Raw genomic sequence first — 17,524 nt, 5'->3', positions numbered from 1 at the left:
CGGCCTCGGCAGAGCCAGGGGCGGCAGTGTCATGCAGGCCCTCAACGAGCGACCGAGCAAGGCCGTCACCCCGGCTCCCGCCGAGTCCCAACAGCGAGCACCGTACCGGTGCCCACAACAAGGATGGTGCCCTAGTGACCGGGTACGACGTCGAGAAGCTCCAGGCTGCGGCGAAGCGCCACCTGTGGATGCACTTCACCCGACTCTCCACCTACGCCGATGGCGACGTGCCCGTCATCGTCCGCGGCGAGGGCCCGTACGTCTACGACCAGCACGGCAAGCGCTACCTCGACGGCCTGGCCGGGCTCTACACCAGCCAGATCGGGCACGGTCGCACCGAGCTCGCGGAGGCGGCAGGACGTCAGGCGGCCCAGCTCGGCTACTTCCCGATCTGGTCGTACGCCCATCCGAACGCCATCGAGCTGGCCGAACGCCTCAGCGACCTGGCGCCCGGCGACCTCGACCGCGTCTTCTTCACCACGAGCGGATCCGAGGCCGTCGAGTCCGCGTGGAAGCTGGCGCGGCAGTACTTCAAGCTGACCGGCGAGCCGTCGCGGTACAAGGTGCTCAGCCGCGACATCGCGTACCACGGCACCACCATGGGCGCACTGTCGGTGACGGGCCTGGCCGACATCAAGGCGCCGTTCGAGCCGCTGGTGCCGGGCTCCGTCCGCGTACCGAACACCAACTTCTACCGCGCACCCGAACACGGCGACGACGAAGCGGCCTTCGGCCGATGGGCCGCCGACGAGATCGAGCGCGCGATCCTGCGCGAGGGTGCGGAATCCGTCGCCGCCGTGTATCTCGAGCCCGTGCAGAACTCCGGCGGCTGCTTCCCACCGCCACCCGGCTACTTCCAGCGGGTGCGCGAGATCTGCGACCGGCACGGCGTACTGCTCGTCTCCGACGAGGTCATCTGCGCGTTCGGCCGCCTCGGCGAGTACTTCGGCTCGCAGCGATACGGCTACCAGCCGGACATCATCACGTTCGCCAAGGGCGTCACGTCGGGCTACGCACCGCTCGGCGGCATGATCACGAGCGAGCGGCTCGTGGAGCCGTTCCTCACCGGCACCGCGAGCTTCCTGCACGGCGCGACCTTCGCCGGCCACCCGGTGTCGACGGCGGTGGCACTGGCGAACCTCGACGTGTTCGAGAAGGAGGACATCCTCGGCAACGTCAAGGCGAACGCGGCGGGCTTCCGCGCCGTCCTCGACGATCTCCGCGACCTGCCGATCGTGGGCGACGTCCGCGGCGACGGCTACTTCTACGGCATCGAGCTCGTCAAGGACAAGGACACGAAGGAGACGTTCGACGACGACGAGTGCGAACGCCTGCTCCGCGGCTACCTGTCGTCCGCCCTCTTCGACGCCGGCCTCGTCTGCCGCGCCGACGACCGCGGCGACCCGGTCATCCAGCTCGCCCCGCCGTTGACGTGCACGCAGGAGCACTTCGACGAGATCGCGGGCATCCTCCGTACCGTCCTCACCGAGGCCGGCACCCGCGTCTGACCGCCGGCATTCGGGGGGCCGGCGGCCTGGCGTCAGCCACGACCGACGTAGGGCATCGTCGTCGCCATCAGGGTCAGGAACTGGACATTGGCCCCCAGGGGCAGTCCCGCCATGTAGAGCACGGCCTCTGCGACGTGCTCGGCGTCGAAGGTCGGCTCGGGGACGACGCGGCCGTCGGGCTGGGCGACACCCGCGCTCATCGGTTCGGTCATCTCGGTGGCGGCGTTGCCGATGTCGATCTGGCCGCAGGCGATGTCGTGGGCGCGGCCGTCGAGCGAGATCGACTTCGTGAGTCCGGTGATCGCGTGCTTGGTCGCCGTGTACGCGACGCTGTTCGGGCGCGGCGCGTGGGCGGAGATCGAGCCGTTGTTGATGATGCGGCCGCCACGCGGTCGCTGCGACTTCATCATCCGCACGGCGTGGTGGGCGCAGAGGAACGAGCCGGTGAGGTTCGTCGCCACCGTACGGTTCCAGTCGTCCGGGCTCGTCTCGTCGACTGCGCCGCCGGCGGAGATGCCGGCGTTGTTGACGAGCAGGTCGACACGCCCCCACGTACGGTCGACGGCGTCGAACAGCGCCGCCACGGACTCCGGGTCGCCGACATCGGTCGGCACGACGAGCGCGTCACCCGACTCCTCCGCCGTCTCGCGGAGAGCGCCCTCCCGGCGGCCGGCCAGCGCCACCAGATAGCCGCGGCCGAGCAGCGCACGCGCGATGCGACGTCCGAGGCCGGAGCCGGCACCGGTCACCACCGCGACGTTCGACGGGTTCGTCATCTCCTGCCTTCCGTTATGTGAACAGGTCCAACTGACCCTGGTCGTAGACCAGCATGCCGTCGTCGCGCCGCCTCGCCATCTCGCTCACGCGGTGTGTCTCGCTGCCGCCGTCATGGCCCAGGTGCACGACGGGAACGTCGCGTACCGCGACGAGGAAGTCGGCGATCATCGAACGGTGGCAGCGCGTCCACGCCGACTCGGCGCACATCACCGCCGTGACCTTCCGCTGCGTGTCGGCCATCAGGTCGTCGACCGCGGCACGGAACTCCGCCGTCCGCATGTGCGCCGCGTAACCCGCGAACGCGTCGTCGAGCGCGGTGTCGGGCGAGTCGTACGGGACGGAGCGCCGGCCACCGAGGCGGTCCTCGTGGCGGTACGCGATCCGGTTGTCCGGCAGCCAGCGCTCGAGCGCCGAGCGGGCGACGTGCGGGTTGAATCGGCTGCCGGGCGCGGCACGCACGTCCACCAGCAACTCGACGCCGGCGGCTCGCAGCAGCTCCACGATGCGCTCCTCGGACGCGGTGCCGTGGCCGAAGGTGCACAGGGTCACGTCGTTCACCGTCCCGAGATGACGTCGGCGAGTCGCGCCAGGGACGACGTGCGACCAGCAGTACGGCCGGCATTCTCGCGGCCGTCGGCGACGCGGTACAACGCGTACAGCGCGTGCACGCCGAGCCAGCGCAGCGGCTCGGGTTCCCATCGCCGTACGCGCCAGTCGACCCACGGCAGCCGGGTCAGCTCGGTGTCGCGCCGCAGCACGAGGTCGCGCAGGGTGCGTCCGGCGAGGTTCGTCGTCGCGACGCCGTGCCCGGTGTAGCCGCCGGCGTGCCCGAGGCCCGTCGCGTGGTCGACGTGCACGGTCGAGCACCAGTCGCGCGGCACGCCGAGCACGCCCGACCACGCGTGCTCCACCCGGCTCGTGCCCGCGGCCGGGAACATCGCGGTGAGCATCCGCCACAGCGAGGTGATCGTCTCCTCCTGCGTGCGTCCGCTGGCGTCCCAGCGCGAGCCGTAGTGGTACGGCACACCGCGTCCGCCGAACGCGATACGGCCGTCCGCCGTGCGCTGCGCGTACATGTAGTAGTGCGCGAGGTCGCCGAGCACCTCGCAGCCCGTCCAGCCGATCTCGTCCCAGACCTCGGCCGGCAGCGGCTCGGTGACGATCATCGAGCTGTTCATCGGCAGCCAGCTGCGCCGCTCACCCGGCAGGGCCGCGGTGTAGCCCTCCGTCGCCCGGATGACGTGGTCGGCGGTCAGCACGCCGTGCGGCGTGACCGCGGCGGCGGGCCGCGCGCCCGTGCCCGCACGCAGCTCCGTCACAGGCGTGTGCTCGTAGACGTCGACGCCGAGCCGCCGCACCGTCGCGACGAGCCCGCGAACGAGCTTGGCCGGCTGGATCCGCGCACCGTGCGGGCTCCAGACCGCACCGCGCGCACCGGCGACACGCAACCGCGTCGCGAGCTCGTCCGGGTCGAGCAGCCGCAGGTCGTCCTCGCCTGACCCCCACTCGCGTGACTCGGCGAGCTCGGCGTCGAGCCTGCGACGCTGCGCGGCGTTGGTAGCGACGCCGAGCATGCCACCCCTGACGACGTCCGCGTCGATGCCCTCGGCGGCGGCGACGGCGATCACCTCGGCGACGCTGTCGTCCATCGCCCGCTGCAAGACAACCGTCGCGTCGCGCCCGTGCCGCGCCGCGTACCGCCGGTGCGACCCGGCCAGCTCACCCACGAGCCACCCGCCGTTGCGTCCGGACGCACCGAAGCCCGCGAACTCCTGCTCGCACACGGCGATCCGCAGGTCGGGCTCGGCCCGTTTGAGGTAGTACGCGGTCCAGAGGCCGGTGTAGCCGCCGCCGACCACGCACACGTCGACGTGCCGCGCGCCGGGCAACGTCGTGCCCCTGCCGGGCAGGCCGACCTCGCGGTACCAGAACGACACGTCGCCGTTGCCGAAGCCCGATCCCAGGGGGACGTCACTGCGTGCCACGACACAGAGTCTTCACCCTGCCCGTCGCGTATGCCACCGGCGGGTGGATTCGTCCGCGCCGCGACGGGTGCGGCAAAATGGACGGACATGAGCATCAGGTCCGAGGAGACGCGCAGGACCCGCGTCGCCGCGTACGCCGTCGTCATCCGCGACGACCGTCTGCTGCTGAGCCGGTTCGTCTTCGGCGACGAGCCACAGTGGACTCTCCCGACTGGTACCTGTGGCGCGACGGCGTACCGCCGGGCGACGACGACCACCCGGGCGAGTCCGTCGAGCAGGTCGGTGCTCGGGTCGACGCCGTGCTGGAACGAGTACGTCCCTTTCTGAACGAGGAGGACGTGGCGATCGTCGCGCACGGTCACGTGCTGCGGGTGCTCACCGCGTGCTGGCTCGGCCTGCCACCGGACGCCGGCCGATTCTTCCGTCTCGGCACCGGCACGATGTCGTTCCTCGGCGCCGAGCACGACCGGCCGGTGATCGACGCCTGGAACATCCCGCCCTCTGGTTGAGACGTCACGGCGGGCGACACCGCGACGTTCCTGCCGCCGGGGGAAGGAGTGGAAATGGCTGCTGTCCGGCGGGGTGTCGTGGTGGTCGCCGTGGCCGTCCTGTGCGCGGGGTGTGGTCAGTCCGTCGATGCCGCGGCGGTACGCGAGTCCGCTCAGGCGTTCCTCGGAGCGGTGCGGATGCAGGACGGCGCACGCGCGTGTGAGGTGTTCGCGCAGAAGGTGGTCGACGACCTCACCGCGGGCGGCGGTACCTGCGCGGACGAGCTCGCCCAGCGCTCGCTCGACGGCGACGCCACGATCTCCGCGGTCGCGGTGTGGGGCGACCGCGCGCAGGTGAAGACCTCGGGGGACACCCTGTTCCTCGCCAGGTACGGCGCGGCGTGGCGGGTGACCGCGGCCGGCTGCCGACCGAGGGCCGAGGGACCGTACGAGTGCGAGGTCGAGGCCTGACATGCGCACCGTCTTCGTCACGGTCCTGGCGGTCATCGTCGCCGGACTCGCGTACGTCTTCGTCATCGGGCTGCTGGGAAGGTGACGCTCATGCGTGGGTTCCTGCGGGACAATGCCCTGACCCTGTTCTTCCTCGTCGCGCTCGTGCTCGCCCTGGTCGGCCAGGCGATCTCCGGGTGGTCGATGCACAACGACGAGCAGCTCGCCTCGGCCGGTGCGACGGTCTCGCTGCTGCAGTACCTCACCTCGTCGTCGTTCGCGGTGGACATCGCGGAGAACTGGCAGTCGGAGTTCCTGCAGTTCTACCTCTACGTCTTCGTCACCGTGTGGCTGGTCCAGCGCGGCTCGCCGGAGTCGAAGCCACCGGGCAAGGAAGGCCGCGAGACCGACGAGGAGCAGCGCGTCGGCGCGTACGCCACCGCCGAGTCTCCGCGATGGGCGGCGGCGGGCGGGTGGCGTCGTGCCGTGTTCTCACGTTCGCTCGGCATCGTGATGGGCGTGGTCTTCCTGCTGTCCTGGGTGGGCCAGTCCGTCGCCGGACGCGCCGCCTACAACGCCGACCAGCTGGCGTCGTACCAGGACCCGGTCACGTGGGTCGCCTACGTCGCCTCGACGGAGTTCTGGAACAGGACGCTGCAGAACTGGCAGTCGGAGTTCCTCGCGGTCGCCTCGATGGCGGCGTTCAGCATCTACCTGCGGCAGCGCGGCTCACCGGAGTCGAAGCCCGTCGGCACGTCGCACGCCATGACCGGTATCGGGGGTTGACCGCGCCCGACGTCAGTGGTGGAACGGTTCCTCGTTGCGCAGGGAACCGACGGACCGCGGTGGCCGGTCAGTAGGAGTATCGGAGAAGCGCGCCGATGCCGTCGCGGTGGCCGGTGGCACCCGGTTCGGTCAGGACGAGGTTCGCGTCCGTCGCGGTGGCCGCGCGGACGACGGCCGACAGGGCCGGGGCCTCGCGCCGGTCGGCCTGGTCGACGGTGTCGAGGTCGGCGTTGTCGCGTCCCAGTGTCAACGGGTCAGGTCCTGTCCACACAGTGGCGTCTCCGTTGCGGGGTCCTCGACGAGGACCGTGTCGACGCGCGCCTGCCGCAACCGGTCGACTGTGGCGTCGAGGCCGGCGACCGCGTTGCTGTGCCGGCCGAGCTCCGCACGGAACGATTCGAGGAGCTCCGCCTCGGACTCGCGGACGTGCGCCTCGAGCACGTCGGTCACCTGCCGGTCGGTCTCGCCGCCATTGCCGTGGCGGCCGCCGGACTCCAGCTCCACCGCGAGCTCGGTGCTGGCCTTCGGCAGCTCGTCGCGCAGGCTCGACACGGCCTGCGGTCCACCGGTGACGACGATCAGCCGCGTGTGGCTGCGCCTGGCGAGTGCGTCGACGCGCTCGGCCACCACCTTCGCGTTGTGCTGGGCGGTGTCGTCCACGCGCTGGTGGATCCTGCGGTGCGCGAGACCGCCTCCGCGCGTCTTGTGGAGCGGGTGCTCGTCGCCGTCGACCTGGACCACCGTGTCGTCGGTAGGACCGTGTACATCGATGTCGGCGCCTGCCCTGTCCATACGAATCACGAGGTGCGGAACCCGGGGCGCCATGCCGCGCAGCAGAGGTATCACGTCGGGCAGCCATCCCCAGCTGGCGCCCTGTCCGCGATGCGTGACGAGGCGCTCGGCCAGCAGGACGCGTCGCGAGTTGGCGACGACGACCTGGCCCTGCTCACCACCGATGCCGGACGGGCGCCGACGACGTCGTCCAGTGCGGCGAGAGTGGCCTGGTCCGCGCCTTCCGCGACGAGCTCGTCCCGCAGTCCTCGCCAGCGCAAATGCGATCGCGTGGCCGGCGTCCTGGGCCCCGCGGCCGGTCTCGAGGACGACGCTCGCATACGGCCCGCCGTCCGCGTACACGGGTTGGAGGAAAGTCAGGTCCACCGTCGTTCACGCCTACCTGTCCTCGTCCTTCGTGTGGTCGCGGAGCCGTGCGCGGCGTTCGGCGCCGGTCTCCTGGTCAGCGGGATCCTCGCCCGCGACGCGCCCGACGAAGGTCTCGTTCTTCCCGGTCCCCGTCGTCGACTCGTCGGCCGTGCCGCTCACACCGCCGGTCCGGCGACGCAGCGCCTGGTGGTCGTCGTGCTCCACATCGGCCTCCGTGCCGCGACGCGCCGCCGCCTTCCCTTCGAACAGTTCGGCCACGCGTCGACGGAGTCTCGTGAGTGCATTCATGGCAGGGCGCCTACCCGTGCGGAGGGTCGGGTAACCACCGACCGACAGATCAGCCGATCCGCCGGCGGTGAGGAGATGGCGTACCCGGAGTTGGTGTCGTTCCGGCACGAGCGGGTAGGCGGTGAACCACACACCGAGACGGAAGGAGCTGTCGACGATGCCAACAGTCGAGGAGTCAATCGAGGTCGACGTACCGGTGAGCGCCGCGTACAACCAGTGGACCCAGTTCGAGTCCTTCCCCGAGTTCATGGAGGGCGTCGACTCGATCACCCAGACCGACGACACGCACCTGCACTGGGTGATCTCGGTCGCGGGCCGGACGCGCGAGTTCGACGCGGAGATCACCGAGCAGCACCCGGACGAGCGGATCGCCTGGACGTCCACCGAGGGCGCCGGCCACGCGGGAGTCGTCACGTTCCACAGGCTGAGCGACAGCTCGTCGCGGGTCATGGTCCAGATGAGCTGGTCTCCCGAGGGCCTTGTGGAGAAGGCCGGCGCGGCGGTCAAGGCCGACGACCTGCAGGTCAAGGCCGACCTCAAGCGCTTCAAGAGCCTGGTCGAGGACAAGGGCGGCGCCGGCGGCTGGCGCGGCGAGGTCCCCCGCGACTGACGCGGGCAGCGGCCGGCAACGCGCACGGTGTGAAGGGCACCGTCACCACGTCATGGTGTGGTGACGGTGCCCTTCACACATCCGACGACCACCGTCTAGACGGACTGGCAGGGTGGTACGCCCACCGACCTGCCCGCGCTGCAGTGGCGTGCCGCAACGCGGGCAGCGACCGCCGTCGGGGTCGTCGCGGCGGCCGGTGAGCCAGGAGCGGTGGCCGGAGACGTGGCCGACCCTGGAGGCGGAGTGGAGCACCTCGCCCGTCCGGCGGTGGATCCGCGCCACAGCGTGCTCACTGAGCTCGCCGACCGGCGCCCGCGGGTCGATGCACGCGCGCCAGTGGATCTCGTCGACCGTGAGGTTGCCCAGGCCGGTGACCACCGTCTGGTCCATCAGTGCGGACTTGATGCGGCCGCGACGGCCGGAGAGCAGGTCGGCGAGGTCGCGGCGGGACATTCCGGCGGCGTCGGGACCGAGGCCTTCCACCAGGTCGGCCCATGCGGTGTCGTCGGCGAGCAGCCTGATACCGGTCAGCTTGCGCATGTCGCGGTAGCGCAGCTCTCCCCTGTCCGTCACCAGGATGACGCGGTCGTGGCGGTGACGATCCTCGTCGGCGGTGCACCAGGCGAGGGAGCCGGTCATGCCGAAGTGGTAGGCGACCGTGGGTTGGTCCTTGCGGTGGCGCCTGCCGGCGTCGCGCAGCGGGACGCCGAGCCACTTGCCGTGCCGTTGCGGGGTGCCGAGCACCGCCCCCCGGCAGGGCTCGGCGCAGGCGGGCGCCCGTCGTGTCTCGGAGCACGCCGATGTCCGTCACCACGACAACGTCGTCCCGCGGCCCGTGCCGCGACGCGGCGGAAGCCCTCGACGTCGGGGAGCTCCGGCATCGGCCTAGGCACATCCGCAGCCGGCGACGACGGTGCAGGAGACGACGATGTCGTGTGCGTCCTCGGTGCGGGCGCAACGGACGTCGACCATGCACTCGAGCTCGCCGTCGTCGTGGCGGATGAGCGGGCCGTGGCAGTGGTCCCAGCCCCGCACGCACCAGGAGCATGTCGGGGAGAGCGCGGGCGTCACGAAGCCTTCTTCCGTTGCTTGCGCGAGGTGCCCTTCTTGGCGGCCTTCCCGGACCCGTCGACGTCGAGGAGCCGGAGGACTTGCCGTCCTTGGTCTTCCTCGCCTGCGCGACGCTCTCCTGCAGCGCGTCCAATGAGGTTCACGACATTGGTCGACTCCGGCGGCTCGTTCTCCTCGATGACCTCCCTACCCCTGCGCTTCGCCCTGATCAGCTTGTCGACCTTCTCGCGGTAGGTGTCGGCGTATTGCTCCGGCTTCCATGCCGTGGTCATCGACCTGACGACGACGTCAGGCGTCGCCACCCCGCGCTCGGCCCGGTCGTCGTCGTGCGCCAGTTCCGGGCAGTCCAGCGGGATGCCACGTCCTTGGTGACGCGGAACGACGGACCGAAGATCGCCTTCGCCGCGGTCGCGCCGAGACACACCAGCACCGTGGGACGCAGGAGCGCCATCTCGGCCAGCAGCCATGGACGGCACTCCCGGATCTCGGTGCGGTTCGGCGTCTCGTGGATCCGCCGCTTGCCGCGGACCTCGCCGTACTTGAAATGCTTGACGACGTTGGTGCGGTACGTCCGCGCCGGCTCGATGCCCGCCTCGCCGAGCGCCTTCTCCAGCAACCCACCCGCCGGCCCCACGAACGGCTTGCCCTGCTCATCCTCCCGGTCGCCCGGCTGCTCACCGAGCAGGAGAATGGCGGTGTCGCTCGCCCCCTCGCCGAGGACCGCCTGCGTGGCGTTCTCATACGGCTCGCGGCCGCGGCACAGTTGCGCCGCCCCCCCGCAAGCTCCGTCAGCGACGCCTCGGCCGACACGTACGCGGTCGCATCCGCCATGCTTGTCTCGTTCCCCACTCGCGCGCGATCAAACGCTCGCAGCGGCCGATGACACGGTCGTGGCTGCCGCCCCATGCCGCCCGCAGCGAATCGCAGACGCAGGCATCGGGTGGCACACCGTCGCGCAGACCGGGTACCTCGATCAGCGCGAACGCCCGGCGCGGTAGCGGCGCATCTTGGCGCGTGCCCCGCAGCCGTTCATGCTGCACCAGCGTCTGCTGTGGTTCCGGCTGAAGTCGAGGAAGAGCAGCGAAGTGTCGATCGCGTTCGCACCACCCATACCGGCAGCCTGCCGCGACCACCGGAGCTCGAGGAGGCGATGCTGGCGTCCTCCGTCGGCGACCAGCGGCCGGACCCGGTCGACCGCTGGTACTGTCCCGCACGGGTGATCCGGCCCTTGTCGCCGGCCTGGTGGAAGACGTGGGCGGTGCCATGGGCGCGGAGCGGACCGGTGACGACGCATTGACGTGCTGGCCGCGGTGCCCAAGGTGGCCGAACTGCTGCTCACCGAGCAGCCCATGGACGTGAACCGGTTGCTGGAGCGGGTGGCGATGCTCGCTGCCGACGCGCTGCCGGAGGCGACGGCGTGCAGTGTGACGATCGCTGCAAGCGACGAACCTGCCGGGCGAAGACGATCGCCGGTAGCGGTCAGTTGGCCTTCGAGATCGATCAGCTCCAGTACGATCTCGACGAGGGCCCATCGTTGACCTGCCTGCGAGACGGTGTCGTGGTGCGGTTGCCCGACCTGGCCGGTGAGCGGCGGTGGCCGCGGTTCGGCAAGCAGGCGCTCGACCGGTTCGACGTCCACGCGATGCTGTTCCTGCCTCTTCAGCACGAAGCGCATACCTCCGGTGTGTTGAATATGTACCGCTCGCCGGCCCGCCGATATACCGACGGCGAACTCCTGGCCACCAGGGTGTTCGCGAACGAGGTCGCAGTGATGGTCACTGCTGCCACGCGTTTCGCCGGCCAGGACGAGCTGATCGGTCAGCTCAATCAGGCACTGACGAGCCGAGCCACGATCGATCATGCGATCGGGATCGTCATGGCGCAGAACCGGTGCTCGCCCGAGGCAGCGTTCGCGTTTCTGTCCACCACCTCACAGAACAACAACGTGAAGGTACGGCAGATCGCTGCGCATATCGTCGAGTCGGTCCACCAACTACCGAGCGACCGGACCCAGGAGCGCTGAATCTCGGCCCGGGCAAGTGGTAGCCGGGAATCCCGTAGTGCCGTGTTTACGACACCCCGCCGGCGGTACGTGTTGTGCATGCAGGACAGTGAGCGACGACACGAGGACGTCCGCAGAGTACGGGTGGTGCCGGGCGGCCCTGTGCTGGTCGAGGGACCAGTTGAGGTGGTGCTCGACGATGGCGGTGTGATGCGGTGCGACAGGTTCCAAGTCGCCCTGTGCACGTGCCGTCGCAGCCACCGCTTCCCTCTGTGCGACACCAGCCACCGCAAGCGTGTGCGAGACGGTGCGCCGTCCGAGGAGCACCGTTAGGGCGCGGGTAGCGTCTCGCGCATCGAGGTGCGCCCGGCCCGCCATGCAGTCAGCGTGTAGTCGGCGAAGCGGTCCTCGGTGAGGGTGGCGGCGCCGATGCCGAAGACGACGTCGGACGCGAGGTGCGGTTCGTGCCGGACCAGGTCGGCGATGACGTCGTGACGCAGCACCTGCTCGTGGACGGCATCGGCCTCGATGTGCTCGGTGTAGTAGTGGAGGCACGCGGGGTGGGCGGCGAGTCGTTCGAGTGCCTGCACCAGGCGGCGGGCGGCCGGTCCTGAGGTGATCTCGACCGTCGCGAAGTGGCCGACGAGGGCACCGCGCAGCGACCGGTGGAGTCCGAACAGCGAGATGACGTTCACGATCGCGAGCATCTGGGCGGGTGCCGTGTCGAGGTAGCCGCCGTAGGTGTGGTCGAGGCCCATGCCGTCCATCAGGTCCGCAAAGAGCCGCGAGTGGACGCGTTCGCCGCGTCCGCCGCCGAACTCGTCGTACTCGACGGCGACGAGGGCCGCTTTGGCCTGCCCGTCGATACGCGGGATTACCCAGGCGTACGGGTCGGCCTCCTTCAGGTGGTAGATCGACCGGTGCGCGGCGTACTCGCGCATGTGCCACCACTCGCCGTCGTCGCGCAGGAAGTGCGAGACACCGGCCGCGTCGATCGGCTCGACGAGCAGTTCGTCGAGGGCAGAGGCGACGTCGTCGTGGCGGGGGGCGTCCTCGCGCAGGGCACGCAGGAAGCGTCGTTCGAGCGCGCCGCGCAGGCCGAGTAGGCCCGCGTCCCACTCCCACTCGGGGTCGACATCGTCGAAGCCGCGGTAGCTCAGCTCGTAGCTGAGGTAGAGGGTCAGTTGGACGTCGTCGCCGTACGCATCCGTGGGAACGGGAATGTCGGCGAACGAGGTGTGACCTGGGACGCCGCGCAACGCGTCGAGCACGGCCCCGGACAGCGGGCCGCGCGCCCGGGGGAGCGGCCCGCCTTCCCGGCTCACGTGTCGCGTCCTTCCAGCGGCCGGGTGGCCGGGCCGTTCAGCACGGCGCCGTCCACACCGAACCGTGACCCGTGGCATGGGCAGTCCCACGACGTCTCGGCGTCGTTGAACGCGACGACGCAGCCGAGGTGCGTGCATGTCGCGGACACCGCGTGTGCGGCGCCGGCGCCGTCGCGGTAGACCGCGCAGCGTTCTCCCCGCAGGCGCACGATCGCGCCGGATCCCGGGTCGACGTCCTCGACGGAGTCCACATGCGTCGGTCGCAGCCTGTCCCCGACGAGGTGCCTGGCCACCTTGGCCTGGGCCGTCACCGCGGCGCCCGCCTCTCGCAGCGGATGAAGCCGGCGCGGATCGTAGATGTCCGCCCACGGCGGCTGCGCCACCTGGTCGGTGATCAGAGCCGCGAGCAGCAGGCCGCTCACCACCCCGTTGGTGAGGCCCCAGCCGCCGAAGCCGGTGGCGACGTAGGCATGCTTCGCGGCGGCGTGGAGCAGGCCGATGTACGGCAGGCCGTCGGTCGGCTGATTGTCCTGTGCGGCCCAGCGGTGCGTGATCTCCTTCAGCGCGAACCGTTCCCTGGTCCACGACTCTAGTCGCTCGTACCTCTCGGTCACGTCGGCCTCGCCCGGAGTGAACGACTCGCCGGTGACGATGAGCAGTCGCTGTCCTGGTCGATACGGCGCGGTGCGTACCGACCGCTTGCCGTGCTCAGGCGTGATGTACATGCCGTCCGGTGCCCGGTCCTCCGGAAGCGGGCCGGCGACCACGACCTCGCGGTGCGGTACGAGCCGAGCGAAGAGCAGCGCGCGATCGAAGATCGGGTAGTGCGTGGCGACGACGACGTCGCGCGCGGTGACGGTGGCGCCGGTATCGGTGGTGAGCTCGCAGGGTTCACCCTCGTCGAGGTCGACGACACGGGTGCGTTCATGGATCACTCCACGACGCTCCACGATCCCCTCGGCTACCGCGAGCAGGTACCGCCTCGGATGGAACTGCGCCTGGTTCTCGACCTTGACCGCTCCGGCCACGTCGTACGGCAACGGAGTGTCGGTGACGAGTGACGCGGAGAGGCCAGCGTCGCGTGCCGCGTCGGCCTCGGCGCGCGCTTGGTCGACGCCGTCCGGCGACTCCACGTAGGTGTACGCGGCGGCGCGCTCGAAGTCGCAGTCGACGCCGAGGGATTCTGCCGTCAGCTCGACGCGGTCGATCGCGTCCTGCTGGGTGCGCGCGTACCAGCGTGCTGTGTCCGCACCCGCAGACCTGCGCAGTCGGTCGTACGTGAACGTCTGCAGCGCCGACAACTTCGCCGTGGTGTGGCCGGTGACCCCCGACGCGATGCGGTCGGCCTCGAGCACGGCGACCGAGCGGCCGGCCGAGACCAGCTCCCAGGCGGTGCACAACCCGGCCACTCCGCCACCGATCATCGCCACGTCGACGCTCAGGTGGCCGTCGAGCGGAGGGTAGGCCGTGGCCTCCGTCGTCTCGACCCAGTACGACTCGCCGGTCCGATGAACGTCCATGACTACTGCGTTCCCACGCTGCACCGGTTTACACCTCGACGGCCGCGCTGCCACCGACTACGGCCCAGGACTTGAAGGCGAACTCGCCGTGCTCGAGCCGAGGAACATCGCTCCCGGGTTCGCCGCCACGGCGGCCACGGCACGCGTCGGGTCGCTGGCTCGCTCGTACGCGAGAGGTCTCATCGGGCAACCTCCCTGATCGTCGCCACGATGGTGACGTACGCACCGCAGCGGCACAGGTTGCCGCTCATCCGCTCCCTGATCTCGTCGTCGTCAAGCGCGGCGGTGGCCGCGAGGTCTCTCGTCGCGTGACTCGGCCATCCGGCGGTGACCTTGTCGAGCATGCCGACGGTGGAGCAGATCTGGCCGGAATCCACCAACACTGTGCAGCTGCCGCACTGGCCGTGGTCGCAACGCTTCTTCGGCGACGTCACGCCGAGCCGTTCGCGCAGCGTGTCGATCAGCGTCGCGCGGACGTCGACTGCGAGCTTGTGCCGCTCCCCGTCCACGTCCAGGCTGATCCGCGTGTCCATGGCACTCCGCACGAGCCGATGAGGACGTTCTCCCCACAGGTGTACGGCCTAAACCTGACGTCGGCCGTGCGCACCATGCTCGTCCTCGACCAGTGACTTGAACCGGTTGAGATCGACTCTGACCAGCAGGTCGTCGGCGCCGACGACCGAGCCGGCATGCTCCACGAGATCCTCCGGCGACCAACTCAGCTCGACCGTAACCCGGGACGAGCCCTCGCCGAGCCTGTGAAACGTGACCACGCCGGCGTGGCTGCTGGTGCCACCGCGGGACATCCAGGCGATCCGCTCGTCCGGGCGCTGCTCGGTGATCTCCGCATTGAACTCGCGGGTCACACCCGCGAGCGTGATCACCCAGTGCAGATGCGTGTCGTCGGTCCGCACGATCGAGTCGACGCCGACCATGAACCGAGGGAACGACTCGAACTGGGTCCACCGATCGTAGGCCGCACCGACCGGGACCTCGACGTCGATAGACTCCTCAACTGTCGGCATGGTGGGTAACCCCTTCCGTTCCGACCTGTTGGCGTTCTGATCACCTACCCGAACCGCCGGCGGACCACACGCTCTCGGCGGTAGTGGTGGGGCGCGCCTCCGGTCCGCGGTGTGGCCGAGCTGACCCGAGCCACTCGGCGGTGCACACTGTCCTCGGAAGGGGACAGATGACAATTCTACGACAGACCCACGTGAAGAGCGCGTACGCGGCCATCAGGGAAGAGATCCTCAACGGCCGACTTGCGGCCGGGTGCCAAGGTGGCGACGCAGCCACTGAGCGAGCGCCTCGGGCTGTCCGCCACTCCGTTGAAGGCAGCGCTCGCCGTGCTCGAGCAGGAGGGGTTCCTGACCGCCGTTCCGCACCGCGGGTACTTCGTGTCCGAGGTGACCGCGCGGGACATGCGGGAGATCTACGAGCTGCGGGAGGTCATCGACGGGATCGCCGGTCGTAGCGCCGCCGGACAGCAAGAGCACGAGTTCGCGGCACGGCTACGCGACCTGCTCGCCGAGCATGAGGCCGTCGCGACCGCCGGCGATCTGGTGGCGTGCCCGGCCGGTTGACCACCGCATTGCACGAGCACGCCGACATCATCGACGCGATCGCGGCGGGCGACCCGGTACGCGCGGAGAACGAGTGTCGTAGCCACGTGCGCAAGTCCGCCGAGGCCTTCTACCGCTACACGCGGGCGAGGGACGAAACGCTGGCCTGACGGCCGCCGTGCCTCACGAGCACGTGGCGTCCTCCAGGATCCGCAGGTTGTCCTCGGACATGGCACGGTCGCCCGATTCCAGCTGTCGCAACGTACTCGCGAGGAGCGCGAGGTGCGGAGTCGCTACTCCCGCGCGTTCGCCCATAGCGACCAACTCCTCCTGGCGGTCGGTCGCCTCGCTCGGTCGACGCCGGACGGCGATGTCCCGCCACACGCCGCTTCTGGTCTTGCTCTGACCGGCGAGCCAGGTGACGAGCCGGTCGAAGCCGGCAGCGCGTACGTCGGGCTCGGCTCCGTCGACGAACGCATGCGGCTGGTACCCGTCGAACGGTTCGAGCCGAACGGGCACCGTCGCGGCGACCCGGTAGACGTCACGCGCGAGCCGTGCCATCACGTCTCGGTGCCGGTCGATCAGATCCGCCATCGGTGCGTCGGCCAGCGCGGTGGCGGCGAGCATGGCACCGAATCCGAGCTTCGACCACAGGAAGCCCATGACGTTGTCCGTGACGGCGGCGGGGCCCCAGGCACTCAGATCCTCCGCAAGGGTGTCGACTCGCACGGACGGTGTGCCGTCGAGTTCGCCCACGACGAGCGAACCCGCCCCGCCGTCGGCGATCACGCCGGGCTCCGTCACGTCGGCGAAGAAGTCGACGAACGCTCCGACCGTACGTTCCTGCCCCACCCGTGCGGCGATCACCGGCTCGTGCAGGCCGTTCTGGACCGATACGACGAACCCGTCGGGCGCGAGCCTCGGGGCGAGCCAGTCGGCGGCCTGGGCGGTCGCACCCGGGCCCTTGACCGCGAGCAGGACACGCTCGAACCGCAACTCCAGGCCGTCGGCCTGTGCAGGGGTGTACGCGGACAGCCGGGCGCCGCGCTCCGTACCGTCGGGTGATCGGATCACCAGGCCGTTCCGCGAGATGCTGGCCACATGGTCATCGTCGACATCGACGACCACGACGGGATGCCCCGCGGTCACCAGTGCGCTCGCCAGGGTTCCACCGATGGCGCCACCGCCGATCACCGTGTACGCCCGTACGGTCACAACGGCGCCTCGTTCCCGGTCTGTACCTCGGTCGCGTCGGCCCAGTGCAACGGAAGCTGCAGGTTGCCAGCGCTCGCGCCGCCGTCGACGCGGACCGTCGTCCCGGTGATCCACGACGCGTCGGACGACGCGAGCCAGCGGATCGCACGGACGATGTCCGCCGGCTGACCTCGCCGACCGAGCGGGTTCACGGAGACCCTGGTCGCGTAGTCCTCGGTGACGGGATTGACCTGGCTCGCCACGTCGACGAACCCGGGACTCACCGCGTTCACCCGAATGCCGTGCTGGCCGAGCTCGAGTGCCGCGGCCCGGGTCAGCATCTCCAGGGCCGCTTTCGACGCGCAGTAGTGGGCAGCACCGGGCCGTGCCCTGTTGGCCGCGCCGGACGAGATCAGCACGGCGCAAGCGGTACGACCTGCCCCTGCCACCAGTCGACCGAGCTCCTTGACGAGCAGCATCGGCGCGCGGACGTTGACCGCCTGCACCCGATCCCATACCTCGGCGGTCATCTCGACGAACGGTGTCGCCGGATAGATGCCGGCGGCCGCGACGACGAGGTCGACCGGCCCCTGGCGTTCCCACGCGGTAGACACGACACCACCAGCGAACGCGGCGTCAGCCAGGTCGCCCTGGACGAACTCGCCGACGTGGTTCCGCGGCTCACGTAGATCGACGGCGGTCACGCGGTCGCCATCGAGCCTGAACGACTCACACACCGCGGCACCGATTCCACTCGCTGCGCCGGTCACCACCACATGTCGGGCAGACATCAG

General features: G+C 70.1%; 25 protein-coding genes and 1 pseudogene. 9 read left to right on the top strand and 17 right to left on the bottom strand.

All coding sequences use genetic code 11. The features are described 5' to 3' along the window. The first annotated feature begins 188 nt into the window (after positions 1-188). Complete coding sequence (locus GEV10_10120) at positions 189-1,508, top strand: aspartate aminotransferase family protein (protein ID MQA78814.1); 1,320 nt, start codon at positions 189-191, stop codon at positions 1,506-1,508. Positions 1,509-1,540: 32 nt separating this feature from the next. Here GEV10_10120 and GEV10_10115 read toward each other — a convergent pair whose 3' ends face one another. From GEV10_10115 to GEV10_10105, 3 genes are read right to left on the bottom strand one after another with little or no spacing between them, the layout of a single operon-like run. Continuing rightward, positions 1,541-2,284, bottom strand: a complete 744-nt coding sequence (locus tag GEV10_10115) for an SDR family NAD(P)-dependent oxidoreductase (protein ID MQA78813.1) — start codon at positions 2,282-2,284, stop codon at positions 1,541-1,543. 13 nt (positions 2,285-2,297) lie between these two features. Then, a complete protein-coding gene (locus GEV10_10110; GenBank protein MQA78812.1) occupies positions 2,298-2,843 on the bottom strand; it encodes a DUF488 family protein in 546 nt (181 codons plus the stop codon). Further along, entirely contained in the window at positions 2,840-4,249 is a 1,410-nt protein-coding gene (locus GEV10_10105) for an FAD-dependent oxidoreductase (protein MQA78811.1), read from the bottom strand. The genes GEV10_10110 and GEV10_10105 overlap by 4 nt, the downstream gene beginning before the upstream one ends. A 98-nt stretch (positions 4,250-4,347) precedes the next feature. Between GEV10_10105 and GEV10_10100 the strand changes: the two genes are divergently transcribed. The 3 genes from GEV10_10100 (at position 4,348) to GEV10_10090 (ending at position 5,994) form a co-directional block, all read left to right on the top strand. Further along, positions 4,348-4,779 (top strand): hypothetical protein, encoded by a 432-nt coding sequence (locus tag GEV10_10100; GenBank protein MQA78810.1) that lies wholly within the window; start codon positions 4,348-4,350, stop codon positions 4,777-4,779. A 54-nt stretch (positions 4,780-4,833) separates the two neighbouring features. Then, a complete protein-coding gene (locus tag GEV10_10095; GenBank protein MQA78809.1) occupies positions 4,834-5,229 on the top strand; it encodes a hypothetical protein in 396 nt (131 codons plus the stop codon). 90 nt (positions 5,230-5,319) lie between these two features. After that, positions 5,320-5,994, top strand: a complete 675-nt coding sequence (locus GEV10_10090; protein MQA78808.1) for a hypothetical protein — start codon at positions 5,320-5,322, stop codon at positions 5,992-5,994. 67 nt (positions 5,995-6,061) lie between these two features. Here GEV10_10090 and GEV10_10085 read toward each other — a convergent pair whose 3' ends face one another. The 3 genes from GEV10_10085 to GEV10_10075 form a co-directional block, all read right to left on the bottom strand. After that, positions 6,062-6,244: a hypothetical protein gene (locus tag GEV10_10085; GenBank protein MQA78807.1), complete on the bottom strand. Its 183-nt coding sequence runs from the start codon at positions 6,242-6,244 to the stop codon at positions 6,062-6,064. Next, positions 6,241-6,786 (bottom strand): hypothetical protein, encoded by a 546-nt coding sequence (locus GEV10_10080; protein MQA78806.1) that lies wholly within the window; start codon positions 6,784-6,786, stop codon positions 6,241-6,243. The genes GEV10_10085 and GEV10_10080 overlap by 4 nt, the downstream gene beginning before the upstream one ends. Positions 6,787-7,164: 378 nt before the next feature. Next, complete coding sequence (locus GEV10_10075; GenBank protein ID MQA78805.1) at positions 7,165-7,413, bottom strand: hypothetical protein; 249 nt, start codon at positions 7,411-7,413, stop codon at positions 7,165-7,167. Between the two features lie 187 nt (positions 7,414-7,600). Here GEV10_10075 and GEV10_10070 point away from each other — a divergent pair, with 187 nt between their 5' ends. After that, complete coding sequence (locus GEV10_10070) at positions 7,601-8,053, top strand: cyclase (GenBank protein ID MQA78804.1); 453 nt, start codon at positions 7,601-7,603, stop codon at positions 8,051-8,053. A 42-nt stretch (positions 8,054-8,095) separates the two neighbouring features. On the opposite strand, the pseudogene GEV10_10065 reads toward GEV10_10070, so the two are convergent. The 5 genes and pseudogenes from GEV10_10065 to GEV10_10045 all read right to left on the bottom strand — a co-directional run bounded on the left by GEV10_10065 (position 8,096) and on the right by GEV10_10045 (position 10,475). Further along, positions 8,096-8,934: pseudogene (locus tag GEV10_10065) on the bottom strand (Fpg/Nei family DNA glycosylase). Between the two features lie 4 nt (positions 8,935-8,938). Further along, positions 8,939-9,124, bottom strand: a complete 186-nt coding sequence (locus tag GEV10_10060; protein MQA78803.1) for a hypothetical protein — start codon at positions 9,122-9,124, stop codon at positions 8,939-8,941. Continuing rightward, positions 9,121-9,396, bottom strand: a complete 276-nt coding sequence (locus GEV10_10055; GenBank protein ID MQA78802.1) for a hypothetical protein — start codon at positions 9,394-9,396, stop codon at positions 9,121-9,123. The genes GEV10_10060 and GEV10_10055 overlap by 4 nt, the downstream gene beginning before the upstream one ends. After that, positions 9,393-9,887 (bottom strand): uracil-DNA glycosylase, encoded by a 495-nt coding sequence (locus GEV10_10050; protein MQA78801.1) that lies wholly within the window; start codon positions 9,885-9,887, stop codon positions 9,393-9,395. The genes GEV10_10055 and GEV10_10050 overlap by 4 nt, the downstream gene beginning before the upstream one ends. A gap of 210 nt (positions 9,888-10,097) precedes the next feature. Beyond that, positions 10,098-10,475, bottom strand: a complete 378-nt coding sequence (locus tag GEV10_10045) for a hypothetical protein (protein ID MQA78800.1) — start codon at positions 10,473-10,475, stop codon at positions 10,098-10,100. A gap of 66 nt (positions 10,476-10,541) precedes the next feature. Between GEV10_10045 and GEV10_10040 the strand changes: the two genes are divergently transcribed. Continuing rightward, positions 10,542-11,147: an ANTAR domain-containing protein gene (locus GEV10_10040; GenBank protein MQA78799.1), complete on the top strand. Its 606-nt coding sequence runs from the start codon at positions 10,542-10,544 to the stop codon at positions 11,145-11,147. A gap of 78 nt (positions 11,148-11,225) precedes the next feature. Next, the gene (locus GEV10_10035; GenBank protein ID MQA78798.1) at positions 11,226-11,459 is read left to right on the top strand and encodes a CDGSH iron-sulfur domain-containing protein; all 234 of its coding nucleotides are present in this window, start codon (positions 11,226-11,228) and stop codon (positions 11,457-11,459) included. On the opposite strand, the gene GEV10_10030 is transcribed toward GEV10_10035, so the two are convergent. The 4 genes from GEV10_10030 to GEV10_10015 form a co-directional block, all read right to left on the bottom strand. Beyond that, entirely contained in the window at positions 11,456-12,529 is a 1,074-nt protein-coding gene (locus GEV10_10030) for an iron-containing redox enzyme family protein (protein MQA78797.1), read from the bottom strand. The two genes, GEV10_10035 and GEV10_10030, sit on opposite strands and share 4 nt — an antisense overlap. Continuing rightward, positions 12,448-13,971, bottom strand: a complete 1,524-nt coding sequence (locus tag GEV10_10025; GenBank protein ID MQA78796.1) for an FAD-dependent oxidoreductase — start codon at positions 13,969-13,971, stop codon at positions 12,448-12,450. The genes GEV10_10030 and GEV10_10025 overlap by 82 nt, the downstream gene beginning before the upstream one ends. Positions 13,972-14,150: 179 nt before the next feature. Next, a complete protein-coding gene (locus GEV10_10020) occupies positions 14,151-14,504 on the bottom strand; it encodes a 2Fe-2S iron-sulfur cluster binding domain-containing protein (protein ID MQA78795.1) in 354 nt (117 codons plus the stop codon). A 48-nt stretch (positions 14,505-14,552) separates the two neighbouring features. Then, positions 14,553-14,996 (bottom strand): cyclase, encoded by a 444-nt coding sequence (locus tag GEV10_10015; GenBank protein MQA78794.1) that lies wholly within the window; start codon positions 14,994-14,996, stop codon positions 14,553-14,555. A gap of 240 nt (positions 14,997-15,236) precedes the next feature. Between GEV10_10015 and GEV10_10010 the strand changes: the two genes are divergently transcribed. Together GEV10_10010 and GEV10_10005 are read left to right on the top strand one after the other, a co-directional pair. Next, a complete protein-coding gene (locus GEV10_10010; protein ID MQA78793.1) occupies positions 15,237-15,557 on the top strand; it encodes a GntR family transcriptional regulator in 321 nt (106 codons plus the stop codon). Continuing rightward, positions 15,542-15,706: an FCD domain-containing protein gene (locus GEV10_10005; GenBank protein ID MQA78792.1), complete on the top strand. Its 165-nt coding sequence runs from the start codon at positions 15,542-15,544 to the stop codon at positions 15,704-15,706. Before GEV10_10010 ends, GEV10_10005 begins: the two co-directional genes overlap by 16 nt. A 13-nt stretch (positions 15,707-15,719) precedes the next feature. Here GEV10_10005 and GEV10_10000 read toward each other — a convergent pair whose 3' ends face one another. Together GEV10_10000 and GEV10_09995 are read right to left on the bottom strand one after the other, a co-directional pair. Beyond that, positions 15,720-16,865, bottom strand: coding sequence for a ketopantoate reductase family protein (locus GEV10_10000; protein MQA78791.1), 1,146 nt, complete (start codon positions 16,863-16,865; stop codon positions 15,720-15,722). Next, complete coding sequence (locus GEV10_09995; protein MQA78790.1) at positions 16,748-17,524, bottom strand: SDR family oxidoreductase; 777 nt, start codon at positions 17,522-17,524, stop codon at positions 16,748-16,750. The genes GEV10_10000 and GEV10_09995 overlap by 118 nt, the downstream gene beginning before the upstream one ends.

This window comes from Streptosporangiales bacterium (assembly GCA_009379955.1).
Classification (GTDB): Bacteria; Actinomycetota; Actinomycetes; order Streptosporangiales; family WHST01; genus WHST01.
The sequence above is the reverse complement of the archived record's forward strand: the minus strand, read 5'-3'. Positions and strand labels throughout refer to the sequence as shown.

Coding starts and splice junctions, on each gene's coding strand:
- GEV10_10120 (MQA78814.1), top strand. CDS start 189: ATGCACTTCACCCGACTCTCCACCTACGCCGATGGCGACGTGCCCGTC.
- GEV10_10115 (MQA78813.1), bottom strand. CDS start 2,284: ATGACGAACCCGTCGAACGTCGCGGTGGTGACCGGTGCCGGCTCCGGC.
- GEV10_10100 (MQA78810.1), top strand. CDS start 4,348: ATGGACGGACATGAGCATCAGGTCCGAGGAGACGCGCAGGACCCGCGT.
- GEV10_10095 (MQA78809.1), top strand. CDS start 4,834: ATGGCTGCTGTCCGGCGGGGTGTCGTGGTGGTCGCCGTGGCCGTCCTG.
- GEV10_10090 (MQA78808.1), top strand. CDS start 5,320: ATGCGTGGGTTCCTGCGGGACAATGCCCTGACCCTGTTCTTCCTCGTC.
- GEV10_10080 (MQA78806.1), bottom strand. CDS start 6,786: ATGGACAGGGCAGGCGCCGACATCGATGTACACGGTCCTACCGACGAC.
- GEV10_10070 (MQA78804.1), top strand. CDS start 7,601: ATGCCAACAGTCGAGGAGTCAATCGAGGTCGACGTACCGGTGAGCGCC.
- GEV10_10055 (MQA78802.1), bottom strand. CDS start 9,396: ATGACCACGGCATGGAAGCCGGAGCAATACGCCGACACCTACCGCGAG.
- GEV10_10045 (MQA78800.1), bottom strand. CDS start 10,475: ATGGGCTGCTCGGTGAGCAGCAGTTCGGCCACCTTGGGCACCGCGGCC.
- GEV10_10035 (MQA78798.1), top strand. CDS start 11,226: ATGCAGGACAGTGAGCGACGACACGAGGACGTCCGCAGAGTACGGGTG.
- GEV10_10030 (MQA78797.1), bottom strand. CDS start 12,529: ATGCCACGGGTCACGGTTCGGTGTGGACGGCGCCGTGCTGAACGGCCC.
- GEV10_10025 (MQA78796.1), bottom strand. CDS start 13,971: ATGGACGTTCATCGGACCGGCGAGTCGTACTGGGTCGAGACGACGGAG.
- GEV10_10020 (MQA78795.1), bottom strand. CDS start 14,504: ATGGACACGCGGATCAGCCTGGACGTGGACGGGGAGCGGCACAAGCTC.
- GEV10_10015 (MQA78794.1), bottom strand. CDS start 14,996: ATGCCGACAGTTGAGGAGTCTATCGACGTCGAGGTCCCGGTCGGTGCG.